Raw genomic sequence first — 15,759 nt, 5'->3', positions numbered from 1 at the left:
CCAATCATTAACGTTTATGGAGGATTGCACTTGCAGATACAATTCGGTACCGACGGGTGGCGCGGCGTCATCGCCGACACCTTTACCTTTGAAAACCTATCCCTCGTGGCGCAGGCAACCATGGATTATCTGCACAAACAGGGGCTTGCCGAAAAAGGGCTGGTGATCGGCTACGACCGCCGCTTCCTTTCCAGGGAGTTCGCCGAGCGCGTCGCCGCCATCGCGGCCGGCAACGGCATCAAGACCTGGCTCTCCGACGGTTACGCACCCACCCCCGCTGTCTCCTGGGCGGTCCACGAGAAAAAGGCAGGCGCCGGGGTCATGATCACGGCAAGCCACAACCCGCCCCGCTACAACGGCTTCAAGGTCAAAGAATCCTTCGGCGGCTCCGCGCGCCCCTCCACCACCAAGGTGCTGGAGCAGATGGTGGCCGAGAACCAGGCGGCGTCACGCCCGGTGCAGGCGCTGGACCTGGCCGAGGCTCAGGCGACCGGGCAGGTGGAGCTGTTCGACGCCTCCGCGCCCTACCTGGCCCAGTTGGCGCGCTACGTCGACCTCGAGCAGATCCGCTCCGCCGGCATCAAGGCCGTCGTGGACCCGATGTTCGGCGCCGGCTCCGGCCTCTTGCCGCTGCTGATCCCGGGGATCGAGGAGATCCACGGCGCCGAGAACCCTTCCTTCGGCGGCCACCCCCCCGAGCCGATCGCCGAGCACCTGGGCGAGCTGTCCGCGCTGGTCGAGGCCGGCAACTTCCAGGTGGGCCTGGCCCTGGACGGCGACGCCGACCGCATCGGCGCCGTCGACGAGACCGGTGAGTTCTTCTCCTCGCACTGTATCTTCACGGTGCTGCTGCGCCACCTCTACGAGAGGAAAGGGGTGCGCGGCGCCGTGGTCAAGACCGTCTCCACCACCCAGATGATAGACCTCCTGGCCGAGAAGTACGGCCTGGAGCTGTTCGAGACCCAGATCGGCTTCAAGCACATCTGCGAGATGATGCTGGAGAACGACATCCTGATGGGGGGGGAGGAGTCCGGCGGCCTCGGCGTCAAGGGGCATATTCCCGAGCGCGACGGCATCCTGATGGGGCTCCTGCTTCTGGAAGCGATGGCCATGAGCGGCAAGGGGCTGCGGGCCCTGCTGGGTGAGACCATGGACGAAATCGGCCACTTCCACTATTCCCGCATCGACCTCCCCATCGACCCGCAGGCGAAGCGGCAACTCCTGGATCGGATGCAGGAAGGTGGCATCACCAGCATCGCCGGCTTCGAGGTGGCGCGTCACAATTTCAGCGACGGTTTCAAGTTCATCTTCGAGGACGGGGCCTGGCTTTTGATACGTCCTTCGGGGACCGAGCCGGTGCTGAGACTGTACAGCGAGGCGGGGGATCCGGAGAAGGTCGCTCTGCTTCTGAAGGCAGCGCGTGGCATAGCGGGCGTGTAAGGAGCGGTTATCGCTCAGGCAATTACCTTGAAATGGCGTAACGCTTCTGTTATAGAATAAGCTTTGCGTCAAAAGTACCCCCACCAAGGAGACATTCATGTCGAATCCTCAGTTGATTATGTACGATGAGGAATTCAAACAGATAAATGCCGCGCTCGAGAAACTGCTGCGCGAAGCCAATGCAAAGGTGATCTTCCTGGTGGACAAGAACGGCCAGCTGATCACCGGCTGCGGTGAGACGGAGCGCTTCGACACCACCTCGCTCGCCTCGCTCACCGCCGGCAACATCGCCGCCACGGGCGGTCTGGCCAAGCTGATCGGCGAGAAGGAGTTCTCCATCCTCTTCCACGAGGGGGAGAAGGACAACCTGCACATCTCCATCGTGGCCGGCCGCGTCATCCTGGTCGTCCTCTTCGATACCCGCTCTTCGCTTGGGCTGGTTCGCCTGCGGGTCAAGAAAGCCTCCGAAGAACTCACCGCCATCTTCAACCGCCTGCTGCAGAAGAACGAGGAGAAGGAGAAGAGCGGCGACAGCGAGTTCCCCTTCGCCGAGATCACCGACGACGATATCGACAACCTGTTCAGCTAACGGAACATTTCGGTGGGACGGGGTGGCGGCATGTGCCCTGAAAACCATGTGGTGCAGTAATTTATAAGAGGTACTGTAGGATGTCCTTCATCAACTACGCTTCCCGTGAGATAAACTGCAAGATCGTCTACTACGGCCCGGGCCTGTGCGGCAAGACCACCAATCTTCAGTACGTCTACCAGAAGACCGCCGCCGATGCGAAAGGGAAGATGATCAGCCTTGCGACCGAGACCGAGCGCACCCTTTTCTTTGACTTCCTCCCCCTGGCGCTGGGCGAGATCCGGGGGTTCAAGACGCGCTTCCACCTGTACACCGTTCCCGGCCAGGTCTTCTACGATGCCTCCCGGAAGCTGATTTTGAAGGGTGTGGACGGTGTGGTGTTCGTGGCCGACTCGCAGGAAGAGCGCATGGACGCCAACATCGAGAGCGTCGAGAACCTGCGCATCAACCTGATCGAGCAGGGGTACGACCTGGACAAGATCCCGTACGTGATCCAGTACAACAAGCGCGACCTCCCCAACGTGGTCAGCGTCGAGGAACTGCGCCGCGAGCTGAACCCGACCAACGTCCCCGATTTCGAGGCCTGCGCCACCACCGGCGAGGGTGTCTTCGAGACCCTGAAGGCGATCGCCAAGCTGATCCTGTTTGATTTGAAAAAAGGGAAGTAAAAAGACAAAGGCTATTCAAACAGGGATAAAAGGGATAAAGGGGATACGACCAAACCAGTTGGTTTTATCCCCTTTATCCTTTTTATCCCTGTTCAGTTTTGTTCTTGTTTCTGTTTCTGCAGGTGTTTCCACAACGCCTTGGCCGCGCTCTCCGTCATCCCGGGCGCCGCGATCAGTTCCTCCAGCGTCGCCCCCCGCACACCTGTTAAACTCCCGAAATGCTTCAAGAGCCCCTTCTTCCTCTTCGCGCCGATCCCCGGCACCTGGTCCAGGCTTGAGCCGGTCAGGGTCTTACTGCGCACGGCCTTGTGGTAGGTGACCGCGAAACGGTGCGCCTCGTCCCTGATGCGCGCCAGAAGCAGCAGAGGCGCCGAGCTCTGCCGGAGCGTAATTGGATTCTTGCGCCCCGGGCGGAACACCCGCTCGTCGCTCTTCGAGATCTCCGCGCTTTCCATGTCCCGGAAGGTGCGGCTCTTGGCCAATCCCGCCGCCTCCACCCCGGTCACCCCCAACTCGTCCAGTACCGCGTTCAGCACCCCCAGCTGCCCCAGGCCGCCGTCGACCACGATCAGGTCGGGCTGATCCTCGGTGGTCTCCGCCTTGAAGCGGCGCGACAGCACCTCGCGCATCATGGCGAAGTCGTCGGACTGGAGCACCCCCTTGATCCGGTAGCGCCGGTACAGGTTCTTGTCGGCCTTGCCGTCGATGAAGACCACCCGGCTCCCGACCGCCATCTCCCCCTGGATGTTGGAGATGTCGTAGCACTCGATCCTTCTCGGGGGGCGGGAGAGGTGCAGCTTCTCGGCGAGTTCGGTCAGCAGCGTGGCGGACGAGCTTTCCTTGGCCAGCCGCTCCTGGGAGGCGGTCTCCGCGTTCTTCTGGGCCAGCTTCACCATCTCCAGCTTGGGGCCGCGCTGCGGTGCCGCGATAGCGACCTTTTTCCCCGCCTTCTCGGACAGGAGCTCCTCGAGCGGGCCCGGTTCCGGGATCGGGAAGGGGATCAGCACCTGGGGGGGGAGCGGGGCGTCCAGGCCGTAGTACTCGTTTAGGAAGGAGGCCAACCCCTCCTCGGTCTCCAGCTCCCAGTCGAAGAGAAAGGTCCGGCCGCCGGTCACGGTGCCGCCGCGGATGTGCAAGAGGGCGATCTGCATTTGGTCCCCCTCGCGGTGCACGCCGAACACGTCGCTGTCGCCGCCTTGCGCCACCATCTTCTGCCGTTCCACGGTGACCTCGATGGCGCGCACCAGGTCGCGGTAGCGCGCCGCGTCCTCGTAGCGCATCTCCTGGGAGGCCTGGTTCATCTTGGCGCGGTAGAGGCGGGCGATCTCGGTGTTCTTTCCTTCCAGGAACAGGGCCGCCCCTTCGGCGAGCGCAGCGTACTCCTCTTTCGTGATCAACCCGCAGCAGGGTGCCGAGCACTGCTTGATCTGGTGGTACAGGCAGGGGCGCTTTCTCGCCATGCAGGTCGCCAGCGGATAGTGGCGCAGCGGGAACATCTTGTAGAGCTGCTTCAGCACCTCCTTGGCGGAGCTAGCCGAGGAGTAGGGGCCGAAGTAGCGCGCGCCGTCGGAGGGGATCTTGCGCACCAGCGACAGGCGCGGGAACTCCTCCTTCATGTCCATGCGCAGCGAGAAGTAGGTCTTGTCGTCGCGCAGGTTGATGTTGTACTTCGGGCGGTGCTGCTTGATCAGCGTGTTTTCGAGGATCAGCGCTTCCTTTTCCGTGTCGGTGACGATGTAGTCGACCGACTGGACCAGTTGCACCATGAAGCGGATATGGACGCGGGAGTCGCGGGTGTCGCCGACGTAGGCCCGCACGCGGTTTCTCAGGTTGCGCGCCTTGCCGACGTAGATGACGGTGCCGTCCGAGGCCTTCATGAGGTAGACGCCGGGGGAGGTGGGGAAGTTCTGGATCATCTCCTGGGTTATCATGAGGCGTAGTATAGACGGTTGCTGGTTAGAAGGGAAGGTGGGACGTGCTAACGAGAGTGCGACGCGTCGTCCTGTAGGGGCGAATAAACATTCGCCCGCCGTTGGCGATGGCGACCCGGCCGCTGCTCTCGAGGAATAGAGGCGTCGTGTTGGAGGCTGAGGGGGGAAAGACGGGGCGAATGATTATTCGCCCCTACAGGTTCGGTGGTGGGGTCAGCGTTTTCCTGTCCTGCTGCCGGGCTTGGCGGCGCTGCCTGGACGCGAGGCGGGCTTGCTCCCCGCGGGTCTGGAGGCGCCGGCCGGTCTGGCCGCTCCCGCTTTGGCCGCTCCCGCTTTGGCCGCTCCCGCTTTGGCTGCGGCCGGTCTGGCCCCCGCCGGTTTCGCCGCAGGATTCCCAGCGGGTCTGGCCGCCGGCGCAGCTGCCGGTTTGGCTGACGGCCTGGCTGCGGGTTTAGCTGCGGGTTTGGCTGCCGGTTTGCTCGCCGGTTTGGCTGCTGCCGGTTTGGCTGCTGCCGGTTTGGCTGCCGGCTTCGTGGCCGGTGCCGCGGCAGCGGCCTTCTTCTCAGCGGCTTTCTTCTCGGCCGCCTCGATGCGCCACCTGGGGAGGGTCTTGGCGCCGCCACCACTCGCCTTCATCTTCTGCGGGTTGGCATACGAGACGGTGATTTTCTTGTCGAGGAGCCAGGCGCCATCCAACGAATCGATGGCGTCCCTTGCCTCGGCTTCGGTGGACATCCTGACGTAGCCGCAACCCTTGAACTGGCCGGTGTCCGGATCCCTGATCAGGTGCATCGAGGTGACCGTGCCGGAAACGGCGAACAACTTCTGCAGCTCATATTCGGTGACATCGTAGGACAGGCTGCCTACGTAAAGTTCTTTACCTGCTTTTGCCATGGAATCTAACTCTCCTTGATTTTGTCGGCACACTCTAGCACAACACGCGGCGGCACGGCAAAACTTTCTCTCGGTCCGATGCCTTAGCCGCCGTTACGCTCCCGCAGGATCGCCGTGTAGAGCGGCTCCCGATCCGCCCTGGAAGCGGAAACGACCATCTCGACGGTCACCGGCTTGCCGGCCGCGCTGATGACCCGCTGGCGCATGGTCTCCTCCTTGAACTCGCCGGGCTGTTCGATCCGCTGCCGCAGTTCATCCCCCCCTTCCAGGAAATCGAAGATCGACTCCCCGAGCAGCATCTGCCGGTTGCGGCCGAAAAGCGCCTCCGCCTTCTCGTTGACGATCACCATCTTGCCGTCCTTGAGGAAGGTCACCACCGCCGAGGCCGCCACCTCGATGAAGCGGCGGTAGCGTTCGTCGGCCTCGCGCGACTGGACCGTGCGATGGGAGAGTTCCTCCATCATGTCATTGAAGGCGGCGATGAGCATGCCGATCTCGTCGCGGCTTTTCTGGGGCAGCTTATCGTGGAAGTTGCCGGTCCGGGTGACGTCGATGATCCGGTCCGAAAGGAGCTTCACCGGCGTGATGATCTGCCGGCTCATGATGATTCCCATCACGACGGTGACGATGAGGTACACCAGCCCGCGGGCCAGCAGGTCGAGTTTGAAGTTGGCCCCCAACTGGGCGTACAGGTCCTTCACCGGGATGCTCACCGATACCGCGCCGATAACCTCGCCGACCCGGTAGTTGTAGGAGTAGTGCCCGGGCGGGAAGCGCTTCCGCACGAAGTCGGGTGCGCTCTGGTAGCTGCCGTGGCATCCCAGGCAGGAAGGGGTGGCGCGCATCGGCTGCAGGTACCGGAACACGCTGGTGTCGCCGCTTTGCACGATGGCGTAGCTTTCCGCGGTGGGGTCGGCGATGAACTTCCGCAGTTGCGCCGTCTCGTAGGCGTCGGGGCGGTTTTCCGGATTGCGGTAGCGCAGCGACACCTGGCGCACGTAGAACTTGCTGTTCTGGGTGACCCTTTTGGCAACCTGGGTCGCCACCACCTGCGGCACCAGGTTGTAATTGGACTCCGGCTCGTTTTTCACCACCGACGACATGTACTCGCGGGTCTCGATGAGTTGCGTCGCGAAGCTGCGCGCGTTGTCGACCGCGAAGCGGAGCACGAAGGCCTTCTGGCGATGGTACAGGAATATGCCGGAGGCGAGCAGGAGGGCGATCAGGAGCAGGGACATCAGGCCGAAGAACTTGGTGCGGATCGAGAAATCTGCCGGGCGGGTCATGCATCCTCCTGGAATTCATAGCACTGAAGCCACAAGTATATCCGGGGACATAGGAACCGCAATCCACCTTCGCCAAGGCTACGGTGGACAAGTCCGCCATCAGCGTCCCCGCCCCCGGAGGGGGAGGGACAGGGAGGGGGGAGGTGTCTGGGGGAGACAGGACAAAAAAAGCCCCATCCGCAGGAGAGGGCGGATGGGGCGCAGGTGCTGGGTTTGACGTAGAACGTCGAACGTCAGTTGCTTTTTTTGTGGCACTCGAAGCAGATCTCTTCGGTCTCGCGGCGCTTGATCTGCGCGGCCTTGTCCTTGGGAATTCCCTTGCCCATCAGCTTCTCGCCCATCTTGTGGCAGTCGAAGCAGTTCCTCCCTTTCAGGGCCTTGTGCATCTTCACCATCGCGGGGTTTTTGCTGTGACAGACGTTGCACTCGAAGCCATAAGCGGCGGGGGCGACGAACAGCAGCGACAGGACCAAAAGCGTTTTCTTCATGCGGGAACTCCTTCGATGGTATCGGTTCTCAAGCTGATTCAGCGCCGTCAGCATAGGCCGCCGCCGGTCAGGGCGCCTTGACCTAAGTCAAGGAACGCGTCGCGGGCTTCTCTGAGAAAACACTTTTCATAGCTCCGGCAGTATGGTAATTTTCCCTGCTTTGCATTTTCGGCAACACTCGGATCATTCACAAATCGAGAAGAAATTTATGGCTAAGATCATCTGTGTGGCGAATCAAAAGGGTGGGGTGGGCAAGACCACGACTGCCGTGAACCTGTCGGCCTCGCTGGCCGTGGCCGAGCGCCGCGTGCTCCTGGTGGACATGGATCCGCAGGGAAACGCGGGTAGCGGCGTGGGCGCCGACAAGGATGTCCTCGAAGAGAGCATCTACGACGCCCTGATCGACGACGCCCCGGCGTCGCGCATCGTCTTGAAGACGGAACTCCCCTACCTGCACCTCTTGCCGGCTACCTCCGACCTCGCCGGCGCCGAGCTGGAACTGGTGAGCGTCACCGACCGCGAGCGCAAGCTGAAGAAGATCCTCGCCTCGCTCTCCGACTCCTACGACTACATCTTCATCGACTGTCCTCCTTCGCTGAACCTCCTCACCATCAACGCGATGACCGCGGCGCATTCCGTCCTGATTCCGCTGCAGTGCGAGTTCTACGCCATGGAAGGGCTTTCGCAGATACTAAAGACCATCAACCTGATCCAGCAGGGGCTGAACAAGTCGCTCGCCATCGAGGGGATCCTGCTCACCATGTTCGACGCGAGGAACAACCTCTCGCGCCAGGTCGGCGATGAGATGCGCGCCCACTTCCCCAAGGAGACCCTGCAGACCGTGATCCCGAGGAACGTGCGGCTCTCCGAGGCGCCGTCGCACGGCAAGCCGATCTGCCTGTACGACATCACCTCCAAGGGGGCGACCAGCTACATGGATCTGGCCAAGGAACTCATCGCGCGCGAGGTGTCGCATGGTTAAAAAAATGGGACTGGGCAAGGGGATGGGGGCGCTGCTCCCGGTCGTGGAGGATCACGGCAAGAAGTACTTCTCCTGCCCTATCGAAGACATAAAGCCGAACAAGGAACAGCCCAGAAAGACCTTCGTCAACGAGAAGCTGGAGGAGCTGGCTGCGTCCATCCGCGAAAAGGGGATCATCCAGCCCCTGGTCGTGGTCAAGAAGGCCGGCCATTACGAGCTGATCGCCGGCGAGCGGCGCTGGCGCGCCGCCCAGAAAGCGGGCCTGCGCGAAGTCCCGGTGGTGATCCAGGACGTCTCCGAGGAGACCGCCCTGGAGATGGCGCTCATCGAGAACATCCAGCGCGAGGACCTGAACGCGGTCGAGGAGGCCGAGGCCTACCACGCCCTTTTGGAGCGTTTCTCCCTGTCCCAGGAGGAACTGGCCAAGCGCGTCGGCAAGGAGCGCTCGACCATCGCCAACGCCCTGCGCCTGTTGCGCCTCCCCGCCGAGATAAAGCGTGACGTGGCCGAGGACCGCATCTCCATGGGGCACGCGCGAGCGCTTTTGACCCTGGAGGACGTCGAGGAGCAGAAGGCGGTGCGCGACGAGATCGTCAAGGGGCACCTCTCCGTGCGCGAGACCGAGGCGCTGGTGAAGCGCAGGAAGGCGGGGCCGGCGAAGAAGGTGGCCAAGCCGTCGCTCGACCCGGACCAGAAGGACCTCGTGGAGCGCATGCAGCGCCATTTCGCCGCCAAGGTTGCGCTCAAGCGCGCCGGTCGCGGCGGCAAACTGGAGATCAGCTTCGGCGACATGAAGGAGCTGACCCGCATCGTCGAGCTTCTGAACCTGTAGGCACCGCCTCGCTCCCCTCAAGGGGAGGGGAAGTGCATGATCGGAGGGCAGAGCTCCCTCCACCCGGGCGGACTGTAGGGGCGAATAATTATTCGCCCGGCCGCCGGTGCCCCGGCCCCATGATTAGCAAGAGCAGCACCGGCGCGATTGAGGGGGGCGAATGATTATTCACCCCTACAGAAAACCCTCCCTTTTCCTCAACGCCTGAAACATCGTTCCAAATGTCATACACGATCCTGTCTACAAAACCCGCGCTAACTCTCGGTTCGCGCTCTTGTGACAGTCCCGCGGCACCCCGACTGGCACAGCTTCGGGGCCGCAAAACAGTGATGTTGGGCACTGTCCAAGTGTATACAATTCTGCACGCAAACGGATAAATCGCTTGACACAAAAAGCATTTATGTGATAGCAATCACCTGTTTTGCGCGGAGCTATGCACAGTCTGAAGGCGTATACGCCTTTAAAAATGTTCGAATAGAGGTGGTTTGGTGATCAATTTAGACATCGCATTTGTATTCCAGCTGGTGAACTTCCTGGTGCTGGTACTGCTCCTGAACGTCTTCCTCTACAAGCCGATCAGGAAACAGCTCGCCGACCGTGCCGCCCAGATCAACGGGGCGAAGCAGAAAAGCGCCGAAGTCGACAGGGAAGTGCAGGAGAAGCTGGCCAGCTACGAGGCACGCATGCGCGAGATCCGCGCGGGTGCTGCCGACGAGCGTGGTGCCCTGAAGAAGGAGGCCCAGCAGCAGGAGGCCGCCATCCTCGACAAGGCGCGTGCCGAAGCTACCGCGTCGCTTTCCGCCATCAAGGCCAAGGTGGCCCAGGAGGCCGAGGAAGCACGTCGCCTGCTCACCTCCAGCGCCGAGACCCTGTCCGCCGAAATCTGCGAAAAAGTTCTGGGGAGGAGTCTCTAGCATGCATAACAACAAGAAGCTGATAGTTTCCCTGCTTACGGTCGGCGCGATCATCGCCCTGGCTTCCCTCGGTTTTGCCGAGGAGGCCGCCGAGCACGCGGGCGCCGCTCACGAAGGCGGGCACCAGGCCGCACAGATGAAGGACTTCATGTGGCGCTGCATCGACTTCGCCGCCCTGGTCGCCATCGCCGTCTGGGCCCTCAAGAAGGCCGACGTGAAGGGCACCCTGGCCGCACGCCGCGAAGGGATCGAGAAGACCCTGAAGGAAGCGGTCGCCGCCAAGGAAGCCGCCGAGAAGAAATTCGCCGAGTACTCCCAGCGCCTGGACCAGGCCAACCAGGAGATCGAGGTGATTTCCGCCAACATGAAGCGCGAGGGTGAGCTCGAAAAAGAGCGCATCATCGCCGAAGCCAAGGACGCCGCCGCCCGCATCAAGGCCCAGGCCGAGGCAGCAGCGACCCAGGAAGTCCTCAAGGCGAAAGACGAGCTCCGCGCCGAGGCGGCACGCCTCGCGGTCGAGCTGGCCGAGCAGAAGATCAAGCAGAACATTGCAAAAGGCGACCAGGACAAACTGGTGGGCGACTATATCTCTAAGGTGGTGACTCTACATTGAGTACTAACGCTATTGCCAAACGTTACGCCAAGGCACTCGTGCAGATTGGCTCGGAAGCGGGGAGCGTGGAAGGGTTCAACGGCGAACTGTCCCGCTTCAGCACTGTCCTCACCGACAGCCGCGAGCTTTCGGCGGTCTTCGCCAACCCTGCCTATGGCATCGAAGAGAAGAAAGAGATCCTGAAGGACCTGGTGGCGAAGCTCTCCATCTCCCCGATGATCTCCAACCTGATGATGCTCCTCCTCGAGCGCGGTCGCCTTTCGGTGCTGCCGCAGATCGCGGAGAACTACGGCATCTTCGCCGACGAGCTCTCCGGCGTGATCAGGCCGACGCTCTCCTCCGGGCTGCCGCTGGACGCGGCCCAGGTCGAGGAGATCAAATCGGCCCTGGCCAAGTCGACCGGCAAAAAGGTTGAACTGAAGGTTGTGGTTGATCCGTCGCTTATCGGCGGTGTGGTAACGCAGATCGGCGACAAGGTATTCGACGGCTCGGTAAGGACTCAGTTAGCTAACATTCAGGATATATTACAGAAGGGGTGAGACGGTTCTATGGAAATCAAAGCGGAAGAAATCAGCGAGATTATCAGGAAGCAGATCAAGGAGTACGGCAAGGAAGTGGCGGTAGCCGAAACCGGCACCATCATCTCCATCGGTGACGGTATTGCCCGTATCCACGGTCTTGACAAGGCGATGGCAGGCGAGCTCCTCGAGTTCCCGCACGGCATCACCGGCATGGTTCTCAACCTTGAGGAAGACAACGTTGGTGCCGCGATCCTCGGCGAGTTCTCCGAGATCAAGGAAGGCGACGCGGTCAAGCGTACCGGCAGGATCGTCGAGGTCCCGGTAGGCCAGGCTCTCGTCGGCCGCGTGGTCGACGCGATCGGTAACCCGATCGACGGCCTCGGCCCGATCAACACCTCCACCTTCGGCAAGGTCGAAGTGAAGGCCCCCGGTATCGTCAAGCGTAAGTCGGTGCATCAGCCGATGCAGACCGGCCTCAAGGCGATCGACTCCATGGTTCCGATCGGGCGCGGCCAGCGCGAGCTCATCATCGGCGACCGCCAGACCGGCAAGACCGCCGTCGCGATCGACACCATCATCAACCAGAAGGGCGGCGACGTCGTCTGCATCTACGTCGCGATCGGCCAGAAGCGTTCCACGGTCGCCCAGGTTGTTGCCAAGCTGAAAGAGCACGGCGCCATGGATTACACCATCGTCGTCGCCGCTACCGCTTCCGAGCCGGCACCGCTGCAGTTCATCGCACCGTACACCGGCGTCACCATGGGCGAGTTCTTCCGCGACGCAGGCAAGCACGCGCTGATCATCTACGATGACCTCTCCAAGCAGGCCGTCGCATACCGTCAGCTTTCCCTGCTCCTTCGCCGTCCGCCGGGGCGTGAAGCTTACCCGGGCGACGTCTTCTACCTCCACAGCCGTCTCCTCGAGCGTGCGTGCAAGGTATCCGACGAGTGCGGCGCAGGTTCGCTCACCGCTCTGCCGGTCATCGAGACCCAGGCAGGCGACGTTTCGGCCTACATCCCGACCAACGTCATCTCCATCACCGACGGCCAGATCTACCTGGAGAGCGACCTGTTCTACTCCGGCGTACGCCCGGCCATCAACGTCGGCCTCTCCGTTTCCCGCGTCGGCGGCTCGGCTCAGGTTAAGGCGATGAAGCAGGTCGCCGGTACCCTCCGTCTGGCTCTGGCTCAGTACCGCGAGATGGCGGCGTTCGCCCAGTTCGGTTCCGACCTGGACAAGGCTACCCAGATGCAGCTCGCCCGCGGCGCACGCCTGGTCGAGATCCTGAAGCAGCCGCAGTACCGTCCGATCCCGAACGAGAAGCAGGTCCTGATCATCTTCGCCGCCAACAACGGCTTCGTCGATGACTACCCGATCGGGTCCCTGGGCCGTTACGAGCAGGAACTCTACGCTTTCTTCGACTCCAGGAAGGCCACCCTCCTTGGTGAACTCCGCGACAAGAAAGCGATCGACGACACCATGAAAGGCGAGATCATCGCCGGCCTGGAAGAGTTCAAGAAGGAATTTACTGCCTAAACCAAGGACGGACTTAGCGAATGGCAAACCTTAAGAGCATCAAGAAACGGATCGTATCCGTAAAAAATACCCGGCAGATCACCAAGGCCATGAAGATGGTCTCTGCCGCCAAGCTGCGTCGCGCCCAGGAGAACGTGGTCGCTGCGCGCCCCTACGCGGGGAAGCTCGCGGAGGTGCTTGAGCGGCTTGCCAAGACCCAGGAGTCGGATGCCAATCCGCTCATGGTGAAGCGCGACGGTGGTCGCGCCCTTCTGGTGGTGGTGACCTCGGACCGCGGCCTTTGCGGCGGCTTCAACGCCAACCTCTCCAAGGCCGCCGACCGCTTCCTCAAGGAGCGCAAGGGCGACTACTCGGAAATGACCCTGATGACCATCGGCCGTAAGGGTTACGAGTTCCTGAGGAACCGTCACACGGTCCGCAAACATCACGGCAACATCTTCTCCACCCTCTCTTACCAGACCGCGGCCCTGATCGCCGCCGAACTGATCGAGGGATACCTGGCGGAAGAGTACGACGAAGTCTTCATCATCTACAACGCCTTCAAGAGCGTCATGACCCAGGACATCACCCTGGAGCAGCTCCTGCCCATCGCACCGAAGGCCGGTGACGAGGACGAAGTCGGGACCGAGTACATCTACGAGCCGTCCAAGGGCGCGCTGTTGGACGAACTCCTTCCCAAGCACATCGAGGTCCAGGTCTTCAAGGCCCTCCTCGAGTCGGTCGCCTCCGAGCACGGCGCCAGGATGACGGCGATGGATGCGGCTTCCAAGAACGCCACAGAGATGATCGCCAAGCTGACCCTGATCTACAACAGGGCGCGCCAGGCTGCCATCACGACGGAGCTGATGGAAATCATCTCCGGCGCTGAATCGATCAAGGGTTAACACTTATAAAAATATGTGGCCCTCTCGGCCGCAAAAGGAAGAGGTTTAAACATGAGTCAGAACTTCGGAAAAATATCGCAGGTCATCGGCGCAGTTATCGACGTCGAATTCGAGCCGGGCAAGCTCCCCCCGATCTACCAGGCTCTCAGGGTAACCAACCCCGCGATCGACGACCAGGAGTTCAACCTGGTTCTGGAAGTCGCACAGCACCTGGGCGAGAACGCCGTCAGGACCATCGCTATGGACGGTACCGACGGTCTGGTTCGTGGCCAGCAGGTCATGGACACCGGCAAGCAGATCTCCGTGCCGGTCGGTCGCAAGACCCTGGGCCGCATCCTCAACGTCATCGGCGAGCCGGTTGACGAGATGGGTCCGGTAGGCAACGAGAAAGAGTACGGCATCCACCGCGAGGCGCCGCTGTTCGTGAACCAGTCCACCAAGGTCGAGGCGTTCACCACCGGCATCAAGGTCGTTGACCTCCTCGCACCGTACGCCAGGGGCGGTAAGATCGGCCTCTTCGGCGGCGCAGGCGTCGGCAAGACCGTTCTCATCATGGAGCTGATCAACAACATCGCCAAGCAGCACGGCGGCTTCTCCGTCTTCGCCGGCGTCGGCGAGCGTACCCGCGAAGGGAACGACCTCTGGATGGAAATGAAGGAGTCCGGCGTTCTCGACAAGGCCGCTCTCGTGTACGGCCAGATGAACGAGCCTCCGGGGGCGCGTGCCCGCGTTGCTCTCTCCGCGCTCTCCATCGCCGAGTACTTCCGTGACGAGGAAGGCCAGGACGTGCTCCTCTTCGTTGACAACATCTTCCGTTTCACCCAGGCGGGTTCCGAGGTTTCGGCGCTTCTCGGCCGTATCCCTTCCGCCGTTGGTTACCAGCCGACCCTGGCAACCGAGATGGGCGAGCTGCAGGAGCGCATCACCTCGACCAACAAGGGTTCCATCACCTCGGTCCAGGCGATCTACGTACCGGCCGACGACTTGACCGACCCGGCTCCGGCAACCGCCTTCGCCCACCTCGACGCGACCACCGTTCTCTCCCGTCAGATCGCCGAGCTCGGCATCTACCCGGCAGTGGACCCGCTCGACTCCACCTCCAGGATCCTCGATCCGCAGGTCATCGGTGACGAGCACTACGCCATCGCGCGTCAGGTTCAGTACGTGCTCCAGAAGTACAAGGATCTCCAGGACATCATCGCGATCCTCGGTATGGACGAGCTTTCCGAAGAGGACAAGCTGGTCGTTGCCCGCGCCCGTAAGATCCAGAAGTTCCTCTCCCAGCCGTTCCACGTGGCAGAGGCCTTCACCGGTTCCCCGGGCAAGTACGTCGAGCTGAAGGACACCATCAAGGGCTTCAGCGAGATCATCGCCGGCAAGCACGACGACCTCCCGGAGCAGGCCTTCTACATGGTCGGCACCATCGAAGAAGCCATCGAGAAAGCTCAGAAGCTTGCGGTGTAATTAATCTGGTACGGCTGAAGGTATGAGGTAAGGGGACTGGCTCCGCCAGGTGCCGGTCCCCCTCACCCTCCCACCTTTACCTCAAGAGGTTTATATGGCTGAAAAACTGAAGGTTGAACTGGTAACCCCGTACAAGAAGGTCCTGTCCGAAGAAGTCGACGAGATCACCGCCACTGGTGCCCTCGGCGAGTTCGGCGTCCTTCCGGGCCACGCCCCCTTCCTCACCTCGCTGAAGATCGGCGAGCTGGCATACAAGAAGGACGGCGTGCTGCACCACCTGGCGCTCAACTGGGGCTACTTCGAAGTGGAGAACGACCAGGTCACCGTGCTGGTCGAGACCGCCGAGAGGGCCGACGAGATCGACCTGGAGCGTGCCAAGGCGGCCCTTGGGCGTGCCGAGACCGAGCTCAAGTCGCTCACCCCGGAAGACAAGAACTTCCGCATCTACCAGGCCGCGCTCGAGCGCGCCCTGATCAGGGTGCAGGTGGCCGGCAAGGCAGGCGGGCGTTAAGCGTCCGACACAGAAACAAATGAGAAGAGCGGCCCCGCCGCTCTTTTTTTTTGCCCGCAGGGCGTGTAAGCTTGAGGCCTTGAGACAGCCAACCTGCCCCCCTCCCAGCCTCCCCCCTCCGGGGGAAGGAGCTCGAATCCATTCCGGTGACCCGGCGGTCCCCTCCCCCGGAGGGGGAGGGATAGGGAGGGGGAAACGTGCCTGCA

The 15,759-nt window shown here is 62.0% G+C and carries 16 protein-coding genes; 12 read left to right on the top strand and 4 right to left on the bottom strand.

Translation table 11 applies throughout. The features are described 5' to 3' along the window. The first annotated feature begins 30 nt into the window (after positions 1 to 30). The 3 genes from KOL99_RS02215 (at position 31) to KOL99_RS02205 (ending at position 2,697) form a co-directional block, all read left to right on the top strand. Entirely contained in the window at positions 31 to 1,440 is a 1,410-nt protein-coding gene (locus KOL99_RS02215; protein ID WP_216508865.1) for a phosphoglucomutase/phosphomannomutase family protein, read from the top strand. A gap of 97 nt (positions 1,441 to 1,537) precedes the next feature. After that, entirely contained in the window at positions 1,538 to 2,029 is a 492-nt protein-coding gene (locus KOL99_RS02210) for a roadblock/LC7 domain-containing protein (RefSeq protein ID WP_216508864.1), read from the top strand. An 80-nt stretch (positions 2,030 to 2,109) separates the two neighbouring features. Continuing rightward, the gene (locus tag KOL99_RS02205) at positions 2,110 to 2,697 is read left to right on the top strand and encodes a GTP-binding protein (RefSeq protein WP_216508863.1); all 588 of its coding nucleotides are present in this window, start codon (positions 2,110 to 2,112) and stop codon (positions 2,695 to 2,697) included. Between the two features lie 92 nt (positions 2,698 to 2,789). On the opposite strand, the gene uvrC is transcribed toward KOL99_RS02205, so the two are convergent. The 4 genes from uvrC to KOL99_RS02185 form a co-directional block, all read right to left on the bottom strand. Next, positions 2,790 to 4,628, bottom strand: a complete 1,839-nt coding sequence (gene uvrC, locus KOL99_RS02200; RefSeq protein ID WP_216508862.1) for an excinuclease ABC subunit UvrC — start codon at positions 4,626 to 4,628, stop codon at positions 2,790 to 2,792. Between the two features lie 213 nt (positions 4,629 to 4,841). Continuing rightward, positions 4,842 to 5,522 carry an RNA recognition motif domain-containing protein gene (locus KOL99_RS02195; protein ID WP_216508861.1) on the bottom strand — a complete coding sequence of 227 codons (681 nt, stop codon included), beginning with the start codon at positions 5,520 to 5,522 and terminating at the stop codon, positions 4,842 to 4,844. Positions 5,523 to 5,605: 83 nt separating this feature from the next. Continuing rightward, a complete protein-coding gene (locus KOL99_RS02190) occupies positions 5,606 to 6,808 on the bottom strand; it encodes a c-type heme family protein (protein WP_216508860.1) in 1,203 nt (400 codons plus the stop codon). A gap of 233 nt (positions 6,809 to 7,041) precedes the next feature. Then, positions 7,042 to 7,296 carry a cytochrome c3 family protein gene (locus KOL99_RS02185; protein WP_216508859.1) on the bottom strand — a complete coding sequence of 85 codons (255 nt, stop codon included), beginning with the start codon at positions 7,294 to 7,296 and terminating at the stop codon, positions 7,042 to 7,044. 208 nt (positions 7,297 to 7,504) lie between these two features. Between KOL99_RS02185 and KOL99_RS02180 the strand changes: the two genes are divergently transcribed. From KOL99_RS02180 to KOL99_RS02140, 9 genes are all read left to right on the top strand, one after another. Continuing rightward, positions 7,505 to 8,278 (top strand): ParA family protein, encoded by a 774-nt coding sequence (locus KOL99_RS02180; RefSeq protein ID WP_216508858.1) that lies wholly within the window; start codon positions 7,505 to 7,507, stop codon positions 8,276 to 8,278. Beyond that, positions 8,271 to 9,110 (top strand): ParB/RepB/Spo0J family partition protein, encoded by an 840-nt coding sequence (locus KOL99_RS02175; protein WP_216508857.1) that lies wholly within the window; start codon positions 8,271 to 8,273, stop codon positions 9,108 to 9,110. The genes KOL99_RS02180 and KOL99_RS02175 overlap by 8 nt, the downstream gene beginning before the upstream one ends. A gap of 488 nt (positions 9,111 to 9,598) precedes the next feature. Continuing rightward, complete coding sequence (locus KOL99_RS02170) at positions 9,599 to 10,024, top strand: F0F1 ATP synthase subunit B family protein (protein WP_216508856.1); 426 nt, start codon at positions 9,599 to 9,601, stop codon at positions 10,022 to 10,024. 1 nt (position 10,025) lies between these two features. After that, positions 10,026 to 10,637, top strand: coding sequence for a F0F1 ATP synthase subunit B family protein (locus tag KOL99_RS02165; RefSeq protein ID WP_216508855.1), 612 nt, complete (start codon positions 10,026 to 10,028; stop codon positions 10,635 to 10,637). Continuing rightward, positions 10,634 to 11,176 carry an ATP synthase F1 subunit delta gene (gene atpH, locus KOL99_RS02160; protein ID WP_216508854.1) on the top strand — a complete coding sequence of 181 codons (543 nt, stop codon included), beginning with the start codon at positions 10,634 to 10,636 and terminating at the stop codon, positions 11,174 to 11,176. Before KOL99_RS02165 ends, atpH begins: the two co-directional genes overlap by 4 nt. 9 nt (positions 11,177 to 11,185) lie before the next feature. Then, entirely contained in the window at positions 11,186 to 12,694 is a 1,509-nt protein-coding gene (atpA, locus tag KOL99_RS02155; RefSeq protein ID WP_216500165.1) for a F0F1 ATP synthase subunit alpha, read from the top strand. A 20-nt stretch (positions 12,695 to 12,714) separates the two neighbouring features. After that, complete coding sequence (gene atpG, locus KOL99_RS02150) at positions 12,715 to 13,578, top strand: ATP synthase F1 subunit gamma (RefSeq protein ID WP_216508853.1); 864 nt, start codon at positions 12,715 to 12,717, stop codon at positions 13,576 to 13,578. Between the two features lie 51 nt (positions 13,579 to 13,629). Next, entirely contained in the window at positions 13,630 to 15,042 is a 1,413-nt protein-coding gene (atpD, locus tag KOL99_RS02145; protein WP_216500167.1) for a F0F1 ATP synthase subunit beta, read from the top strand. Between the two features lie 94 nt (positions 15,043 to 15,136). After that, entirely contained in the window at positions 15,137 to 15,553 is a 417-nt protein-coding gene (locus KOL99_RS02140; protein WP_129125177.1) for a F0F1 ATP synthase subunit epsilon, read from the top strand. Positions 15,554 to 15,759 lie beyond the last annotated feature (206 nt).

This window comes from Geomonas azotofigens, from assembly GCF_018919395.1.
Taxonomy (GTDB): domain Bacteria; phylum Desulfobacterota; class Desulfuromonadia; order Geobacterales; family Geobacteraceae; genus Geomonas; species Geomonas azotofigens.
This window is presented reverse-complemented; position numbering and strand designations above follow the sequence as displayed.

Bases quoted from the DNA above. Each gene is read 5' to 3' on its own strand.
- KOL99_RS02175 (WP_216508857.1), top strand. From the start codon at position 8,271: ATGGTTAAAAAAATGGGACTGGGCAAGGGGATGGGGGCGCTGCTCCCG.
- atpD (WP_216500167.1), top strand. From the start codon at position 13,630: ATGAGTCAGAACTTCGGAAAAATATCGCAGGTCATCGGCGCAGTTATC.
- atpG (WP_216508853.1), top strand. From the start codon at position 12,715: ATGGCAAACCTTAAGAGCATCAAGAAACGGATCGTATCCGTAAAAAAT.
- atpA (WP_216500165.1), top strand. From the start codon at position 11,186: ATGGAAATCAAAGCGGAAGAAATCAGCGAGATTATCAGGAAGCAGATC.
- KOL99_RS02180 (WP_216508858.1), top strand. From the start codon at position 7,505: ATGGCTAAGATCATCTGTGTGGCGAATCAAAAGGGTGGGGTGGGCAAG.
- KOL99_RS02205 (WP_216508863.1), top strand. From the start codon at position 2,110: ATGTCCTTCATCAACTACGCTTCCCGTGAGATAAACTGCAAGATCGTC.
- uvrC (WP_216508862.1), bottom strand. From the start codon at position 4,628: ATGATAACCCAGGAGATGATCCAGAACTTCCCCACCTCCCCCGGCGTC.
- KOL99_RS02210 (WP_216508864.1), top strand. From the start codon at position 1,538: ATGTCGAATCCTCAGTTGATTATGTACGATGAGGAATTCAAACAGATA.
- KOL99_RS02140 (WP_129125177.1), top strand. From the start codon at position 15,137: ATGGCTGAAAAACTGAAGGTTGAACTGGTAACCCCGTACAAGAAGGTC.
- KOL99_RS02185 (WP_216508859.1), bottom strand. From the start codon at position 7,296: ATGAAGAAAACGCTTTTGGTCCTGTCGCTGCTGTTCGTCGCCCCCGCC.
- KOL99_RS02165 (WP_216508855.1), top strand. From the start codon at position 10,026: ATGCATAACAACAAGAAGCTGATAGTTTCCCTGCTTACGGTCGGCGCG.
- KOL99_RS02190 (WP_216508860.1), bottom strand. From the start codon at position 6,808: ATGACCCGCCCGGCAGATTTCTCGATCCGCACCAAGTTCTTCGGCCTG.
- KOL99_RS02195 (WP_216508861.1), bottom strand. From the start codon at position 5,522: ATGGCAAAAGCAGGTAAAGAACTTTACGTAGGCAGCCTGTCCTACGAT.